This is a genomic window from Rhodococcus sp. NPDC059234 (assembly GCF_042754225.1).
Lineage (GTDB): Bacteria > Actinomycetota > Actinomycetes > Mycobacteriales > Mycobacteriaceae > Rhodococcus_G.
On record NZ_JBHZAH010000045.1, the window covers coordinates 22,117 to 35,975 of the forward strand.

Sequence of the window (13,859 nt, forward strand, 5' to 3'; positions counted from 1 at the left end):
TGAAAGGCAATCACTGTGAAGATTCTCGTCATCGGCGGCACCGGAATGATCGGCGCGCACGCCGCCCTGCACCTGCGCGAGGAGGGCAACGACGTCACCCTGGCGGCGCGCAGCCCGATCGCGGAGGGCTCGCCGGTCGCCGATTTCCCGGTCCTGTTCGGCGACTACACGATTCCGTCGTTCACCCCGGACGAGCTGTCCGGGTTCGACGGCATCGTGTTCGCGGCCGGCCAGGACGTGCGGCACAAGAGCAGCGACGCCGACGAGGCGGAGTTCTGGGAGAAGACGCAGACCGGCGGTGTCCCGCGTTTCGCGGCGCTGGCGAAGCAGGCCGGGGTGCCGCGGTTCGTGCAGGTGGGCAGCTACTACCACCATCTCCGCCCGGATCTGGCGGCCGGCAACCCGTACATCACGGCCCGTCGGGCCGCCGACGAGGGGGCGCGCGCCCTCGCGGACGACTCGTTCACCGTCGCGACGCTCAACCCGCCGTCGATCATCGGGGCCGTCCCGGGGGCATCGGCGCTGCGCTATCGCCGAATGATCTCGTGGGCCTCGGGCAACGAGCCGGGCATCCCGGACTTCGCCCCCACCGGTGGCACCAACTACATGTCCGCTCGATCCCTCGCCGAGGCGATCTGGGGTGCGCTGCGCGGCGCCGAGACGGGCACCGCGTACCTGGTCGGTGACCAGAACCTCCGCTACCGCGAGTTCTTCCAGATGATCGTCGACGCCGCAGGCGGATCCCGGGTGGTCGAGGAACGCGACGAGGAGCACCCGCTGCTTCCGGACGGCTACATCATCCAGGGTCGCGGCAACGTGCTGGCGTACGAACCGGATTCGGACGACATGCGGGTGCTGAACTACACGCGCAACGACTGCGCTCGTGCGATCCAGGATCTCGTCGACGTCGTGCGCGCCGCCGGCTGAGATTCGACACCACACTCCAGAAGGGCCTCGACCGTGACTGTCAGCGCTGTCCCGAACGACGAAACTCGACCGACCCTGCATCCAGAGGTGGCAACCCTCATCGGTGCGCTCGAATCCGGCTTTCCCGATGTCACGATGATGCCGCCCACCGAGGTGCGCGATGCGATACGCAGCAGGCGCGCCCCGCTACAGCGCCTGCCGGACATGCGGGAGGTGCACGACCTCACTGTGGACGGGCCCGGCGGCGACCTGGCCCTGCGGATCTTCCGGCCGCACCACAGCGATCCCGCGCTGCCCGTCGTCGTGTTCGCCCACGGTGGCGGCTTCGTGTTCTGCGATCTCGACAGCCACGACGAGTTCTGCCGCTCGATGGCCGACGGCATCGGGGCTGTCGTCGTCGCGGTCGACTACCGCCTGGCACCCGAGCATCCCGGACCCGCCGCCCACGAGGACGTGTACTGCGGCCTGGAATGGGCGTCGAAGAATGCGGCGGACTACGGCGGCGACCCCACGAGAATCGTCGTCGCCGGTGACAGCGCGGGCGGCAATCTTGCCGCGACCGTGGCCATCTCGGCCCGTGACCTCGGCGGCCCGCCGATCGCGGCGCAGGTTCTGCTCTATCCGGTGATCGACGACGATTTCGAGACCGAGTCGTACCGCCGCTTCGGGACCGGGTACTACAACACGACCAAGGCGATGAAGTGGTACTGGCAGCAGTACGCGCCGAACGGAACCGACGACGTACGGCTGGTACCGACCCGCGCACACACCCTTGCGGGCCTGCCTCCGGCAGTTGTGATCACGGCCCAGCTGGATCCGCCCTGCTCGGCGGGTGACGCGTACGCAGTGCGTTTGGAGGCGGACGGTGTCACGGTGAGGCACCACCGCTACGACGGGTTGTTCCACGGATTCCTGACGGTCCCCAGCCTGTCGATGACCGCTCCCGCGCGCACGGAGATCTGGGAGATGGTTCGCAGCGTGCTCGGCACGCCCACCGTGTCTCCGGCCAACACAGCGGACTGACGGGCGTACACGAGAAGGCCCCGCCACCGGTATCCGGTGGCGGGGCCTTTCCGCGTACGCCGAACGCTTATGGGGCGCGGACGATTCCCGGCATCGGGTAGGAACCGTCGATCAGCCCGGAGGTCGGTCCGTAGAACCGCGCGGCGAGCTGGAACCGGTCTCCGCCGGCAATGGGCAACCAGTTCCGGGCCTGCTCGGGGTCGGCGGGCGGCTCGGGCTGCAGGTAGAAGGTGAGCTTGCCGCCCACCACGGAGTACTGACCGGCCTTGAGCAGTTCACTGGTCACGCTGTACCGGTTGATCGGGTTGTCGATGAAATACCCGGCCGAGTCGTAGACGGGGAGCTCCCAGAACTCGGTGGTCGGCGGCAGCTTGTTCATGTCGAAGGTCATGGTGTATCGGTTGCCGCCGTCCAGCGTCCGACCCTCACTGTCGTCGAAAACGTAGGCGATGGTGTGGGACTGGTACGGCACGGGAGTTCCCCACGCGACGTCGTCGGCGCCGGCCTTGGCGACGTAGTCGACGTCGTCGAAGAACAGGCTCGACTGCAGCCGCCACCCGTTCATGTCGATCTGGGACTTCTCGAACGCCTCCTTGGCCGTCCTGCGGGCGCGGGCGAAGCCCTCGTCGATCCGCGCCTTCTGCTCGTCGCTGACCTGCTCGGGGTCGAAGATCGTGCCCTCACGCAGCCCGAGGCGGGAGAGCCGCTCGAGCGTCTGGGTCTCCTTCACCGAGTCGGTGCGTCGGGTGACCGACGGGTCGTTGATCGACAGGCTGAGCAGTTGCAGGTAGTCGATCGCGGTCATCGACTTGCCGATGTCGGAGATCTGGTCCATGCGGGGGAAGGTGCGGTACTCGCCCTTGACCTTCGGCTGCCGGTCCAGCGGCGGCACCTGCCCACCGTTCGCGGACCACAGGCTCAGCGGGGCCGCCAGCACCCCTGCCACCGTGGCCCGGGCCGCGGCCAGGTCGGCCTCGTCGCGGGTGGTGACGCCGACGCGGGTGGCGAGCGTGAACGAGTCGGATGTCGCGCGGACGATCTCGGTGCCCGCGAATCCCGCCGGGAGGTCGCCGTGCCAGTTCGGTCCCACGATCAGGTAACGCTGTGGCGCGTTGCCGGTGAACTGCGATCCGACCTTGAAAAAGGTGTTCACGTTCTGGTCCTGGGCCTGCACGCTCCAGTACCGCCCATCGGTGACCGCGCCGGTCTGCACCACGATCGGCTCACTCGAGGTGTCGAAGGCGCCGCCGTTGTACAACGTCGAGGCGTTGACCGTGGTGGCGTAGCGGGTCTTGGCGTCGAACAAGGTCAGCTGCGGCATCATGCGGTTCACGCCCCGGTAGGCCGGTGTCCCGTCCATCTGCGTGAATACGTGCCGCAGCTCGTAGTAGCCGGCGATGTTCAGGCCCCAGTAGAAGGCCTCCTCGGTCAGCGACGCCACCTCGTCACCGGACAGGCTCGAATCGATCGGTCCCGCTTGCGATTCGGCCGAACTCCCGGACGACCCGCACCCGGCCAGCAGTGCCAGCACGAATAGGCCCGCGGCCACCACGAGCCTCGCCCTCCGCATCGTGAATGTCATCTCTTCTCCTTCGTGTGTGGTACCGATTTAAGTCACTCTGTCTTAATCTGTGGGCAGCGCGACCGCCGAGCCGATACGGCCGGGGTCAGGGAGCGGAGAGGAAGGCGAGCATTCCGCTCACCAGACCGTCGACGGCCGCGACTGCTCCGCCGCGCGCGATCTGCCGGTACTCGAGGCGACGCTCGATGTCCGCCAGCACCGCCGTGACCACCTGCCCGAACTGGCGGATGCGTTCGGCCCGCGCCGGTTCCGGCAGATGGTCCAGCCGGTTCGCGAGTTCTGCCGCGATCGCCTTGACCCCGCTGTTGTGGCGCGGCGTGAACGGCTCGAAGTCGCCCGCACCCTCGCCGAGGTACCGGTGGATGAACCGCGCGTAGGCGTTGGCGCCCGCGGCCTCGACGACCGCGGACCCGAGCGGCCTGACGTACGCGTCGACCAGGTCCGCCAGTGAGTGCTCACCCCGCGCCGCGAGCATCTCGAGCCGGTGCCGATTCAGCTCGACCAACCGGAAGTCGTACAGCGCGACGATGAGCCCCTGCTTGGTCGAGAAGTGGTACTGCACCGCCGAGTTGTTCCGCTGACCGGCCGCCGCACCGATTTCGCGCAGTGACACGTTCGCGACACCGCGCTGCGCGAACAGCCGTTCGGCGGCCACCAGGATCTTGCGCTGCACGTCGGACGGCTCCGCCGACTCGGACCCGTTCACCATCGTCACACCTTCCGCGTCGACCTCCTGGGTAAGACAGAATGTCTTACCCGGGAGGTCGCGTCAACGGGACGTGCCCGCCCAGCGGAATCGCTCCCGCTACCGGACCAGCTTGCCCTGCAGCGCGGCGACGATCTGCGCGCTCAACCCGAGCCCGGTCGTCAGGTAGTTCTCGACCGTGCCGTAGGAGGCGGTCAGCTGGTCGATGCCCGCCTGCAGGTAGCTCGACTCGACCCCGATCAGCGGGGCGATCTTCGCGGCCATCTCGGATCCCTGCCCCTGCTCGATGTGCGCGATCGTGGCCGCGATCGAGTCCTTCGCGTACTCGTTGGTGAGCAGGTAGTCGTCCATGATCGCCGCCGGCGCCACCCCGGCGAGGCTCAGCAACAGATAGGACGCCCAGCCGGTGCGGTCCTTGCCTGCGGTGCAGTGGAACACCTGCGGCCCATCGGTGTTCGCCAACTCGGTGAGCAGCTTCCCGAATCCGGCCCGCTCCACCTCACCGGTGACGAACGAGCGGTTCGCCTCGCGCATCCGCTCGCGGGCGTCCTCGGGCGTGTGGATGCTCGCGATGATCTCGGCCTCGTTGACGTTGCCGGAGAGGATCGGGATGTTCAGGTACGCCGTCCCGTCGGGTAGCCGGTCCTGCTTCTTGGCGATCTCCCCTGGGCTGCGCAGGTCGTACGCCACGGTCAGCCCGAGGCCGGCGAGGGTCGCACGGTCCGCGTCGTTCGGCGCGATCGCGTTGGATCGATAGAACACCCCCTTGGTGACATGGCGACCGAGCGCCGCGACGTAACCGGTGCCGGTGCCGGCGACGTCGCGGAAGTTGTCGACGCTCGCCAACCGCGGGGCATCTGCGACCGGAGCGGAGCTGCCGAGCCCCGCCGAGCCGGACTCGAGCAGCCCGGCCAGTGCCGGGGGAAGAACGGGCTCGGCCGCGGCGAAGCCCGCCGAACCCGTGAGCAGGACCGAACCCGTGACCAGCAGCGTCGCGATCCTGGATGCGCAGCGAGACATGAAGACCTACCTCCGTCGTTTGCCCGAATACTGTCGCCGGGGACGGTAGGCCGACATGCGGCGCCGTCGAGCGGGGTCTTCCCACGGAGCGGACAAACCCACCACTTCCGTCGGCAGCCGACCGAGGACTCCCAAATCTACTGCCACACGGCCACTCTCACCGCAGGGATCAGCCGACGGATGTTCCCGCCGAGCGGACATCGGCGGCCGCACCCCCATGCTGCGGCATTAGCGTCGGCGCTCCCGGCAAGGATCCCACCCCTGGAGAGGTGCACCCATGACGCTCGACCTGAACGGGAAGACAGCGCTGATCATCGGTGGCGCCGGCGGTATCGGCGGCGCGGGGGCTCGCGCGCTGGTGTCCGCGGGCGCCTCCGTGACGATCATGAGCCGCGACGAGTCGAGGATCTCCGCCTTCGCGGCGGAGCTCGCGTCGCAGGCCCCCGACGGCGCGCGGGTCGACCACGTCGCCGGCGACTCGCTCGTCGAGGAGGACGTCGCCGCCGCCGTCGCGAGGGCGGGCGGGGACGCCGGGCTGGACATCTGCGTCAGCACCGTCGGCCGGGGCAGCACCATGCCTCTGCTGATGAACAACGCCCACGACTTCACCGCCGAACTGCAGGTCAACATCACCAGCGCATTCGTCGCCATCAAGGCGTGCGTGCCGGCCATGGCGAAGGCGGGCGGCGGCTCGATGGTGTTCACCTCCTCGGTCATCGCGGCCCAGACCTTCCCGTACATGAGCGGCTACTGCGCGGGCAAGGCCGGACTCGAGGCGCTGGTCCGCACGGCCGCAGACGAGTTCGGCCACCTCGGCATCCGGATCAACTGCATCCGTCCCGGGCTGGTGAACTCGCCGGCCAACCCGAAGGTCGCGGCCAGCTTCACGGGCGCCCGGCCGACGGCGTTCCTCGAGCAGACGCCGCTCGGGCGGCTCGGGGTGCCGGCCGACATCGCGGGCGCCATCCGGTTTCTCGCGGGCCCGGAATCGTCCTGGGTCACGGGCACCGCGATCACTGTCGACGGCGGCGCACACATGCGCCGGGCCCCCGACATCACCCGCCGGCTGCGCGACGAGCTCGGCGAGGCCACCGTCGAGACGCTGCTCGCCGGGCGGGTACCGAACGGTCAGCACGGCTGACCCTCGGCCGCCGAATGATATTCTCCAGCCGTGGTTGAGCCCACGCCGGAACGCGCGCCGTACCCCGAACTCCCGGCGACCGCATGGGCGGTCCTGGGGATGTTCACATTCGGCGAGAAGCTCACCGGCAACGATCTCAAGCGGTGGGCCGACCTGAGCGTCAAGTACTTCTACTGGGGTCCGTCGCTCAGCCAGGTCTACGCGGAGCTCAAGAAGCTCGAGGAACAGGACCTCGTCGCCTCCACCATCGTCAGCGAACCGGGCATCCGGGCCCGTCGCGTCTACGAGATCACCCGGGCCGGCGTCGATGCGATCCGGGCGTGGTCACACAGCGCACCCGTAGAGCTGCCGGTGCTCAAACACGGTGTCGTGCTCCGGCTCTGGATGGGACACCTGAACGATCCGGAGCACCTGAAGTCCCTGCTCACCGAGCACATCAGGAATCTCGGTGAGATCCGGGACCGGGCCGGCGCACAGGCCCTCAGGTCCGATCGTGACCCGGCGTGGGCCTTCACCGCGCTGAGCCTGCGGTGGTCGCAGCGCTACTTCCAGGCCGAGATCGACCTGGCGCGCGGCCTGCTCGAAGACATCGATGCTGCGGCACGGGAATTCGGACGCGTCGACGAGTTCGACGAGTGGGGCATGCCGAAACCGATCACTCCCGGCAGTTGGCGCACGCACGACGTCGGCGGCGCCGATCCGGCCGGGGCGGACTGACACCCACCTCGGCCGGAAGCGGCCTACACCGATGCAGGCACAGTGATGCCACGCAGCACCGGCGATCGCGGCACCCCGCCGCGCGAGCTCTCGATCGCACGCCAGATCTGGGCGGCAGCGGCCCGCACCGGGAAGCGGAGCCGGTCCTCCGACACCACGCGGGTGATCGGCGCGCAGACCGAGACTGCGGCCACTGCCTCACGGCTACCGGGCGGGCCGATCGGTGCGGCGATGCACCCGTATCCCCGCAGCGCCTCCTCGCGTTCGTACGCGAAGCCCGTCTGACGGACCGTCACGAGTTCCGGTGACTTGAGAATCGCGCAATCGTGAGAAGCCAACAGCGCCTTGCCGACTGCCGACGAGTAGGCCGGCAACCGGCCACCCACGCGAGAGGTGACCGCCGTAGCGAGTTCGCCGCCGATCTTCTCGAGATAGATCACGTCGGTGCTGTCGAGCACGCCCAGGTGCACGATGCACCCGGTCGTCCGATGCAGCCACTGCAGACTCGGCAGGGCCGCCTGTCGCAACGGGTCCTGGTGCACGGCGGCCGAACCGAGCTCCATCATCCGCAGGCCCAGTCCGTACTCGTTGCCCTGCCGGATGACCCACCTCAGCGACACGAGCCGCTCCAGCATCCGGTGCACCGACGAACGGGGCAGCCCCGTTCTCAGTACGACCTGCGAGAGGTTCAGGCGACGCCCGCCCTCGAAGGTATCCAGGACCAGTGATGCGCGCTGCAACGTGCTGGTGACCGACTCCGCAGGCGCTTGCTGAGCCATCCGGACTCCTCTCCCTTACCCCCACCCGTGTGACAAGGCTATTTCTAATCAGAAGTTTGTCATACCGTGGAGGGCGTGTGCAACGGGTCACAGGGTCGAGGCGTCGACGAACGACTGCGCGAAGGGTCGGGGCCTGTTCAGATCTCGTTCCTCGGAACGAGGATCCACATCGCCAGGTAGACGAGGAACTGAGGCCCGGGTAGCAGACAGGACGCGACGAACAACGCTCGCACCAGCCACGGCTTCCAGCCGAGGTACTGGGCGAGGCCGGCGCAGACCCCGCCGAAGATCGTGCCGGTGCGGGCGCGGGTCAGGCGACGGCTGGCGATCTGGGTGGTCATGGCTCTCCCCTTTGGTCGGACGGTGCAGCAAGTCGCTGCGCTGTCCTCCACTATTCGAGACGCCGCACCGTCTCCGCATCGCGCTCGAGGCTGATTCGCCGGCCGTGCCCTCACTCCTGGGAACTACGGGACGCGTGCCCGCGGCTCGGGGTACACCCCGACACCGCGCCCGCTCGTCTCCGTCGAGCAGGTGTCGGTTCGCTAGTCGTGCGTCGTTGCGACCAGCCGTCGAGAACTGCCCGCGGTCGCCTCCGACCAGGCTCGGACGCCGAGCGCGAGGCGGTCCAGACCGCGGTCTCCGAGCCGGTCCGCCTCGACCTCGAGTACGCCCGCCGACGCGACGAGCCTGCCGGCGATGACCTGCAGCGCCGCCAGGTCCAGCCAGAACTGCTCGCCCATCGTGGCTCCTGTCTTCACGAGACGCCCGTCACGGTGTCAGACGCACCGGATCGAAGGCGGTTCCGTTGATGATCGCGCCCGGACGGGACGCGGCGGGCACACAATACCGCCTCACGGGTTGCCCGACGCCCGCCCCGTCCACATTGGCGTCAGACCGAGGCGACGCGGTCCGCGAGATCGTCGGCGAGCTTGCGGGCGATGTCGATCTCGGTGGCCTCGACCATCACCCGGACCAGCTGTTCGGTGCCCGACGGCCGCAGCAGGACCCGGCCGGCCTCCCCCAGGATCTGCTCGGCCTCGGCCACCGCTGCGAGCACCTCGGGGGCCGCGGCCACCGCGGCCTTGTCGGAGACCCGGACGTTGACCAGTACCTGAGGCAGCGTCTGCATCACAGCTGCCAGGTCGGCGAGCGGCCGCGAGGTCTGCGCCATCCGGCCCATCAGCCGCAGCGCGGTCAGGATGCCGTCGCCGGTCGTTCCGAACCCGGGCAGCACCACGTGCCCGGACTGTTCGCCGCCGAGACTGAACGATCCGTTGCGCAGTTCCTCGAGGACGTAGCGGTCGCCGACCGCCGTGGTGCGCACCGAAATCCCCGCCCCGCGCATCGCGATGTGCAGTCCGAGGTTGCTCATCACGGTCGCGACCAGGGTGTTCCCGGCGAGCTCGCCTGCCTCGTTCATCGCCACCGCGAGAATCGACATGATGGCGTCCCCGTCCACCACGGCGCCGGTCGCGTCGACGGCGAGGCAGCGGTCGGCGTCGCCGTCGTGCGCGATGCCGAGGTCGGCGCCGTGCTCGAGCACCGCCGCCTGCAGGTCCTCGAGGTGGGTGGAGCCGCAGCCGTCGTTGATGTTGCGGCCGTCGGGGTCGGAGTGAATCTCGACGACCGTCGCGCCCGCCGCGCGGTACGCCGCGGGACCGATGGCGGACGCGGCACCGTTCGCGCAGTCCACGACGACGGTGAGACCGTCGACGCGATGGGTGGTGGCACGGGCCAGTTGGGCGAGGTAGAGCTCGGCCGCATCGGTGGCGACGGTGACCCGGCCGATCGCGGCGCCGGTGGGCCGCGGGATCAGGTCGTGGTCGGCGATCGCGGCCTCGATGCGGTCCTCGGACTTGTCGTCGAGTTTGTGCCCGCCCGCGGCGAAGATCTTGATGCCATTGTCCGGCATGGGATTGTGCGAGGCGGAGATCATCACGCCGAGCGCGGCCTCGTAGGCGCCGGTCAGGAAGGCCACGGCGGGAGTCGGCAACACTCCGACACTGATCACGTCGACGCCCGCGGCGCAGAGCCCGGCGGTCACCGCAGCTTCGAGCATCTCACCGCTCGCCCGCGGGTCCCGGCCGACCACGGCAGTGGGCCTGGGGTTTCCTCGTTCGGACAGTGCGAGCACGGACGCGGCCGCGCCGGCGATCCGCAGCGCCACTTCGGCGCTGAGTTCCGCGTTGGCCAGGCCACGCACGCCATCAGTTCCGAACATTCGACCCATGAATTCCGACCCCTTGCCGTTCCGACGATTCCCGCTGGTTCCGCTTGTCCTACGCCAAGAGCAGGCGTCCGGTTCTGCTGGACGCCTGCTCTTGGTGGTGAACAGGTGCCGATGCCGACCCGCCGGGTCGGCATCGGCCTTGCATCAGCGCTTCGAGTACTGCGAAGCCTTGCGGGCCTTCTTCAGGCCGTACTTCTTGCGCTCGACGGCGCGGGCGTCACGGGTGAGGAAGCCGGCGCTCTTGAGGGCGGGGCGATCCTCGGGGGTGACCTCGATCAGGGCACGGGCGATGGCGAGACGCAGCGCGCCGGCCTGGCCGGACGGTCCACCACCGTGCAGGAGGGCGACGATGTCGAACGACTCGGTGCGCTCCACGGTGACCAGCGGGGCCTTGATGAGCTGCTGGTGCACCTTGTTGGGGAAGTAGTCCTCCATGGTGCGGCCGTTGAGCTTGAACTCACCGGTGCCGGGGGTCAGCCGAACGCGGACGACGGCCTCCTTGCGACGACCGACGGTCTGGATCGGACGGTCGATGTAGATCGGGGCGGGAGCTGCGAACTCCTCCACCACGGTCTCCTCGACGATCTCGGGCTGGTCCGCCGAAGCGAACTCCTCCACGACGGTCTCCTCGACGATCTCGTTCTGCTCGGTCACTGGGCCACCTGCTTGATCTCGAACGGAACCGGCTGCTGCGCGGCGTGGGGATGATTCGGGCCTGCGTAGACCTTCAGCTTGCCTGCGATTGCGCGGCCGAGCTTGTTCTTGGGGAGCATGCCGGTGACGGCCTTCTCGACCAGACGGTCGGGGGTCCGGTCGAGGACCTCGCCGACGGTGCGGGACTTGAGGCCGCCCGGGTAACCGGAGTGGTTGTACAGGAGCTTGCCGTCACGCTTGTTGCCGCTGATGGCAACCTTCTCGGCGTTGATGATGACGACGAAGTCGCCGCCGTCAACGTGCGGGGCAAAGGTGGGCTTGTGCTTGCCGCGCAGCAGGTTCGCTGCCTGGACGGCAAGGCGGCCGAGCACCACGTCAGTGGCGTCGATGACGTGCCACGTGCGGGTCACATCTCCGGCCTTCGGGGTGTACGTAGACACAGAACTTCCTCGTCATATCGTGTAGCTGCTGGCCAGTCGGGTGCGATCCGGGTTCCCGGCGGCCAGTGGAGACCCGGGAACCCGCTCTACGACCGACACCGCAGTGTCACGCCGTAACGCACGCCGACGTTGCACTTTACCGTGCAGGTCAGAACCAGGTCAAAGCGGGTCCGGGGAGTCCAGTAGCGAATCCGCCAACTGTTCGACTGCCCAGGTGAGCTCGCCCCGCTCGACGACGAGCGGCGGTGCGAGCCGAATGGTCCCCTCGTGCGCGTCCTTCGCGAGGACTCGTCGGGCCAGCAGTCGTTCGCAGACGACCCTGGCGGGTGGCTGCCCGGGCGCCAACTCGACTCCCGCCCACAGCCCGCGTCCGCGTACCTGCGCGACCCTGCCGGCGGGCAGCTGGGTGAGCAGTTCGTGCAGGTAGCCGCCGAGTTCACGACTGCGCTGCTGGTACTCGCCGGTCTCGAGCATCCGGACCACCTCGGTCGCGACCGCGCAGGCCAGCGGATTCCCACCGAACGTACTGCCGTGCTGACCCGGCCCGATCACGCCCATCACGGGCCAGTCCGCGACCACCGCCGATACCGGGACCAGCCCACCGCCCAACGCCTTGCCGAGTATGTAGACGTCGGGGACGACGGCCTCGTGATCACAGGCGAAGGTCTCGCCGGTGCGACCGAGGCCACTCTGGATCTCGTCGGCCATCATCAGCACACCGTTGTCGTTGCAGAGGCGACGGACGGCGGCAAGGTACCCGTCGGGAGGCACCAGCACCCCCGCCTCTCCTTGAACGGGCTCGACGAGCACCGCGACGGTGTTCTCGGTGATGGCATCCGCCAGTGCATCGGCGTCACCGTAGGCGGCCGTCCGGAATCCCGGCGGATACGGTCCGAACCCGTCGTGTGCGTCGGGATCCGTCGAGAACCCGACGATGGCGATGGTCCGCCCGTGGAAGTTGCCCGCGAAGGTGACGATCTCGGCGCGGTCCGCGGGTACGCCCTTGACGTCGTAGCCCCACCGGCGGGCGAGTTTCAGCGCCGTCTCCACCGCCTCGGCGCCGGTGTTCATCGGCAGCACGGCATCCTTGCCGCACAACCGGGCCACCGCTTCACAGAACTCACCGAACAGCGAGTGCTGGAACGCGCGACTGGTGAGCGCCAGCCGCGCCAGCTGCGCCGTGGCTACGGCGACCAGCCGCGGATGTGCGTGCCCGAAGTTCAGGGCGGAGTAGCCGGCGAGCAGGTCCAGGTAGTCCACGCCGTCGACACCGCGCGCCCACACTCCACGCGCGGACTCGAGGACCACCGGCAGCGGGGCGTAGTTGTGGGCACTGTGGGCATCGGCGCGCGCCAGCGCCGCCCGCGTCGCCTCGGTGACCGGCACCCGCGGCCGGTCACTCACCTTGGTTCCTCCGGATCCACCCAGCCGCGCAATTCCATTGTGCAGCATTTGATTCCGCCACCCGATTTGAGGAACTCCGAAAGGTCCACCGGGATCGGGCGGTACCCACGCTCGCGCAGTTGCGCCGCGAGGGAGTGCGCCTGCGCGGCCATCACGACGTTCGCCCCGTCGCTGACCAGGTTCAGTCCCAACCACTCCGTGTCCGACTCGTCGGCGAGGATCGCGTCCGGGAACAGCGACTGCAACGTCGCCCGACTCCCTTCGTCGAAGGCCGACGGCAGGTAGGCAATGGTGTGGTCGTCGATGACGCCGAGTGCGGTATTGAGGTGGTAGTACCGCGGATCGACAAGACGCAGCGTCACCACCCGGCGGCCGAAGTGCTGTTCGACCTCGGCGTGCGCCCGCTCGTCGGTCCTGAAACCCGTTCCCGCGCAGATGATGTCGCCGACGACGAGCAGATCGCCCTCGCCCTCGTTGACGAACTCCGGCCGCGTCGGACGCTTCAGCGCATGCTCGCCGAACCAGTGCAGTACGTGCTCGGCCTCCGGCGCTCGATGCTCGCTGCGGTACCTCGCTCCGAGGGCGACACCGTCGACAACCAGTCCGCTGTCCGTCACGAAGACCATGTCGGGCAGACCCGGGACGGCGTCGACGAGGTGCACCCGGTGCCCGAGCCTGCGGTAGGTGTCCACCAGCGACTGCCACTGGTGCTGCGCGAGCGCGGTGTCGACCGGCTCGGCAGGGTCCATCCACTCGTTGATGCTGTAGCGCACGTCGAAGTAGGTCGGCGGGCACATGAGATAGGTCCGCGCGGTGGTCGTTCGGGCCGGCGGTGGCCGCTCCCCCGGGCCGGATTGCGACATCAGCGTCATGTGCGCTCCCCTCCTCGCCGGTGCAGACAGTATCCGCGGTGCGGATGGGCACGGCAATGCGAGCCGAGAATGCTCTCCAGGTGGGCCCCACTCGGGTGCCTGCAGCGTTCCCGCGTTCGGGTGACGGTTCCCTTCACCCGGGTGGCCGGCGCCGTCGCCGGTGACCGGTCGGCCGGCGGTGGGCGGCCGGCGACGGTTCTTGCCCTGGAAATGCGAAATGCCTCGCACCGCAAGCTCTTTCGAGCTGCAGTGCGAGGCATTCGCAACGTATGTTCGGCGGTGTCCTACTCTCCCACACCCTGTCGAGTGCAGTACCATCGGCGCTGGAGGGCTTAGCTTCCGGGTTCGGAATGGGGCCGGGCGT

General features: G+C 68.7%; 15 protein-coding genes and 1 rRNA gene. 4 read left to right on the plus strand and 12 right to left on the minus strand.

Annotated elements, in window-relative coordinates; genetic code table 11:
• Positions 1-15 precede the first annotated feature (15 nt).
• Positions 16-927: an NAD-dependent epimerase/dehydratase family protein gene (locus tag ACFXGJ_RS12060; protein ID WP_378619547.1), complete on the plus strand. Its 912-nt coding sequence runs from the start codon at positions 16-18 to the stop codon at positions 925-927.
• Between the two features lie 87 nt (positions 928-1,014).
• The gene (locus ACFXGJ_RS12065) at positions 1,015-1,950 is read left to right on the plus strand and encodes an alpha/beta hydrolase (RefSeq protein WP_378619549.1); all 936 of its coding nucleotides are present in this window, start codon (positions 1,015-1,017) and stop codon (positions 1,948-1,950) included.
• Between the two features lie 67 nt (positions 1,951-2,017).
• Here the strand turns inward: ACFXGJ_RS12065 and ACFXGJ_RS12070 are convergent, their stop codons facing one another.
• From ACFXGJ_RS12070 to ACFXGJ_RS12080, 3 genes are all read right to left on the minus strand, one after another.
• Positions 2,018-3,532: a DUF1254 domain-containing protein gene (locus ACFXGJ_RS12070; RefSeq protein ID WP_378619552.1), complete on the minus strand. Its 1,515-nt coding sequence runs from the start codon at positions 3,530-3,532 to the stop codon at positions 2,018-2,020.
• Between the two features lie 85 nt (positions 3,533-3,617).
• Positions 3,618-4,241, minus strand: coding sequence for a TetR/AcrR family transcriptional regulator (locus tag ACFXGJ_RS12075; protein ID WP_378619555.1), 624 nt, complete (start codon positions 4,239-4,241; stop codon positions 3,618-3,620).
• A gap of 96 nt (positions 4,242-4,337) precedes the next feature.
• Positions 4,338-5,258, minus strand: coding sequence for a tyrosine-protein phosphatase (locus ACFXGJ_RS12080; protein ID WP_378619557.1), 921 nt, complete (start codon positions 5,256-5,258; stop codon positions 4,338-4,340).
• Positions 5,259-5,535: 277 nt separating this feature from the next.
• Here ACFXGJ_RS12080 and ACFXGJ_RS12085 point away from each other — a divergent pair, with 277 nt between their 5' ends.
• Together ACFXGJ_RS12085 and ACFXGJ_RS12090 are read left to right on the plus strand one after the other, a co-directional pair.
• Positions 5,536-6,399, plus strand: coding sequence for an SDR family NAD(P)-dependent oxidoreductase (locus ACFXGJ_RS12085; RefSeq protein ID WP_378619560.1), 864 nt, complete (start codon positions 5,536-5,538; stop codon positions 6,397-6,399).
• 99 nt (positions 6,400-6,498) lie between these two features.
• On the plus strand, positions 6,499-7,116 hold the full coding sequence (locus ACFXGJ_RS12090; RefSeq protein ID WP_378619582.1) for a PadR family transcriptional regulator: 618 nt from the start codon (positions 6,499-6,501) through the stop codon (positions 7,114-7,116).
• Between the two features lie 23 nt (positions 7,117-7,139).
• Here the strand turns inward: ACFXGJ_RS12090 and ACFXGJ_RS12095 are convergent, their stop codons facing one another.
• The 9 genes from ACFXGJ_RS12095 to rrf all read right to left on the minus strand — a co-directional run.
• A complete protein-coding gene (locus ACFXGJ_RS12095; protein ID WP_378619563.1) occupies positions 7,140-7,895 on the minus strand; it encodes an IclR family transcriptional regulator in 756 nt (251 codons plus the stop codon).
• 137 nt (positions 7,896-8,032) lie between these two features.
• On the minus strand, positions 8,033-8,236 hold the full coding sequence (locus ACFXGJ_RS12100; RefSeq protein ID WP_378619566.1) for a PspC domain-containing protein: 204 nt from the start codon (positions 8,234-8,236) through the stop codon (positions 8,033-8,035).
• A gap of 201 nt (positions 8,237-8,437) precedes the next feature.
• Positions 8,438-8,635, minus strand: coding sequence for a hypothetical protein (locus ACFXGJ_RS12105; RefSeq protein WP_378619568.1), 198 nt, complete (start codon positions 8,633-8,635; stop codon positions 8,438-8,440).
• 149 nt (positions 8,636-8,784) lie between these two features.
• Positions 8,785-10,125: a phosphoglucosamine mutase gene (glmM, locus tag ACFXGJ_RS12110; RefSeq protein WP_378619571.1), complete on the minus strand. Its 1,341-nt coding sequence runs from the start codon at positions 10,123-10,125 to the stop codon at positions 8,785-8,787.
• A 144-nt stretch (positions 10,126-10,269) separates the two neighbouring features.
• Positions 10,270-10,779, minus strand: coding sequence for a 30S ribosomal protein S9 (gene rpsI, locus ACFXGJ_RS12115; protein WP_378428052.1), 510 nt, complete (start codon positions 10,777-10,779; stop codon positions 10,270-10,272).
• Positions 10,776-11,219, minus strand: coding sequence for a 50S ribosomal protein L13 (rplM, locus tag ACFXGJ_RS12120; RefSeq protein WP_378428054.1), 444 nt, complete (start codon positions 11,217-11,219; stop codon positions 10,776-10,778). The genes rpsI and rplM overlap by 4 nt, the downstream gene beginning before the upstream one ends.
• A 159-nt stretch (positions 11,220-11,378) precedes the next feature.
• Positions 11,379-12,671 carry an ornithine--oxo-acid transaminase gene (gene rocD / locus ACFXGJ_RS12125; RefSeq protein WP_378619574.1) on the minus strand — a complete coding sequence of 431 codons (1,293 nt, stop codon included), beginning with the start codon at positions 12,669-12,671 and terminating at the stop codon, positions 11,379-11,381.
• Positions 12,620-13,495, minus strand: coding sequence for a dimethylargininase (gene ddaH / locus ACFXGJ_RS12130; protein ID WP_378619577.1), 876 nt, complete (start codon positions 13,493-13,495; stop codon positions 12,620-12,622). The genes rocD and ddaH overlap by 52 nt, the downstream gene beginning before the upstream one ends.
• 271 nt (positions 13,496-13,766) lie before the next feature.
• Positions 13,767-13,859: ribosomal RNA gene (gene rrf / locus ACFXGJ_RS12135) — 5S ribosomal RNA — on the minus strand; the annotation flags it as partial.

What these genes read in the sequence shown, in the direction of transcription:
- ACFXGJ_RS12070 (WP_378619552.1), bottom strand. Translation starts at nt 3,532, where the DNA reads ATGACATTCACGATGCGGAGGGCGAGGCTCGTGGTGGCCGCGGGCCTA.
- ACFXGJ_RS12075 (WP_378619555.1), bottom strand. Translation starts at nt 4,241, where the DNA reads ATGGTGAACGGGTCCGAGTCGGCGGAGCCGTCCGACGTGCAGCGCAAG.
- ACFXGJ_RS12080 (WP_378619557.1), bottom strand. Translation starts at nt 5,258, where the DNA reads ATGTCTCGCTGCGCATCCAGGATCGCGACGCTGCTGGTCACGGGTTCG.
- ACFXGJ_RS12085 (WP_378619560.1), top strand. Translation starts at nt 5,536, where the DNA reads ATGACGCTCGACCTGAACGGGAAGACAGCGCTGATCATCGGTGGCGCC.
- ACFXGJ_RS12090 (WP_378619582.1), top strand. Translation starts at nt 6,499, where the DNA reads ATGTTCACATTCGGCGAGAAGCTCACCGGCAACGATCTCAAGCGGTGG.
- ACFXGJ_RS12095 (WP_378619563.1), bottom strand. Translation starts at nt 7,895, where the DNA reads ATGGCTCAGCAAGCGCCTGCGGAGTCGGTCACCAGCACGTTGCAGCGC.
- ACFXGJ_RS12100 (WP_378619566.1), bottom strand. Translation starts at nt 8,236, where the DNA reads ATGACCACCCAGATCGCCAGCCGTCGCCTGACCCGCGCCCGCACCGGC.
- ACFXGJ_RS12105 (WP_378619568.1), bottom strand. Translation starts at nt 8,635, where the DNA reads ATGGGCGAGCAGTTCTGGCTGGACCTGGCGGCGCTGCAGGTCATCGCC.
- glmM (WP_378619571.1), bottom strand. Translation starts at nt 10,125, where the DNA reads ATGGGTCGAATGTTCGGAACTGATGGCGTGCGTGGCCTGGCCAACGCG.
- rocD (WP_378619574.1), bottom strand. Translation starts at nt 12,671, where the DNA reads ATGCTGCACAATGGAATTGCGCGGCTGGGTGGATCCGGAGGAACCAAG.
- ddaH (WP_378619577.1), bottom strand. Translation starts at nt 13,495, where the DNA reads ATGACGCTGATGTCGCAATCCGGCCCGGGGGAGCGGCCACCGCCGGCC.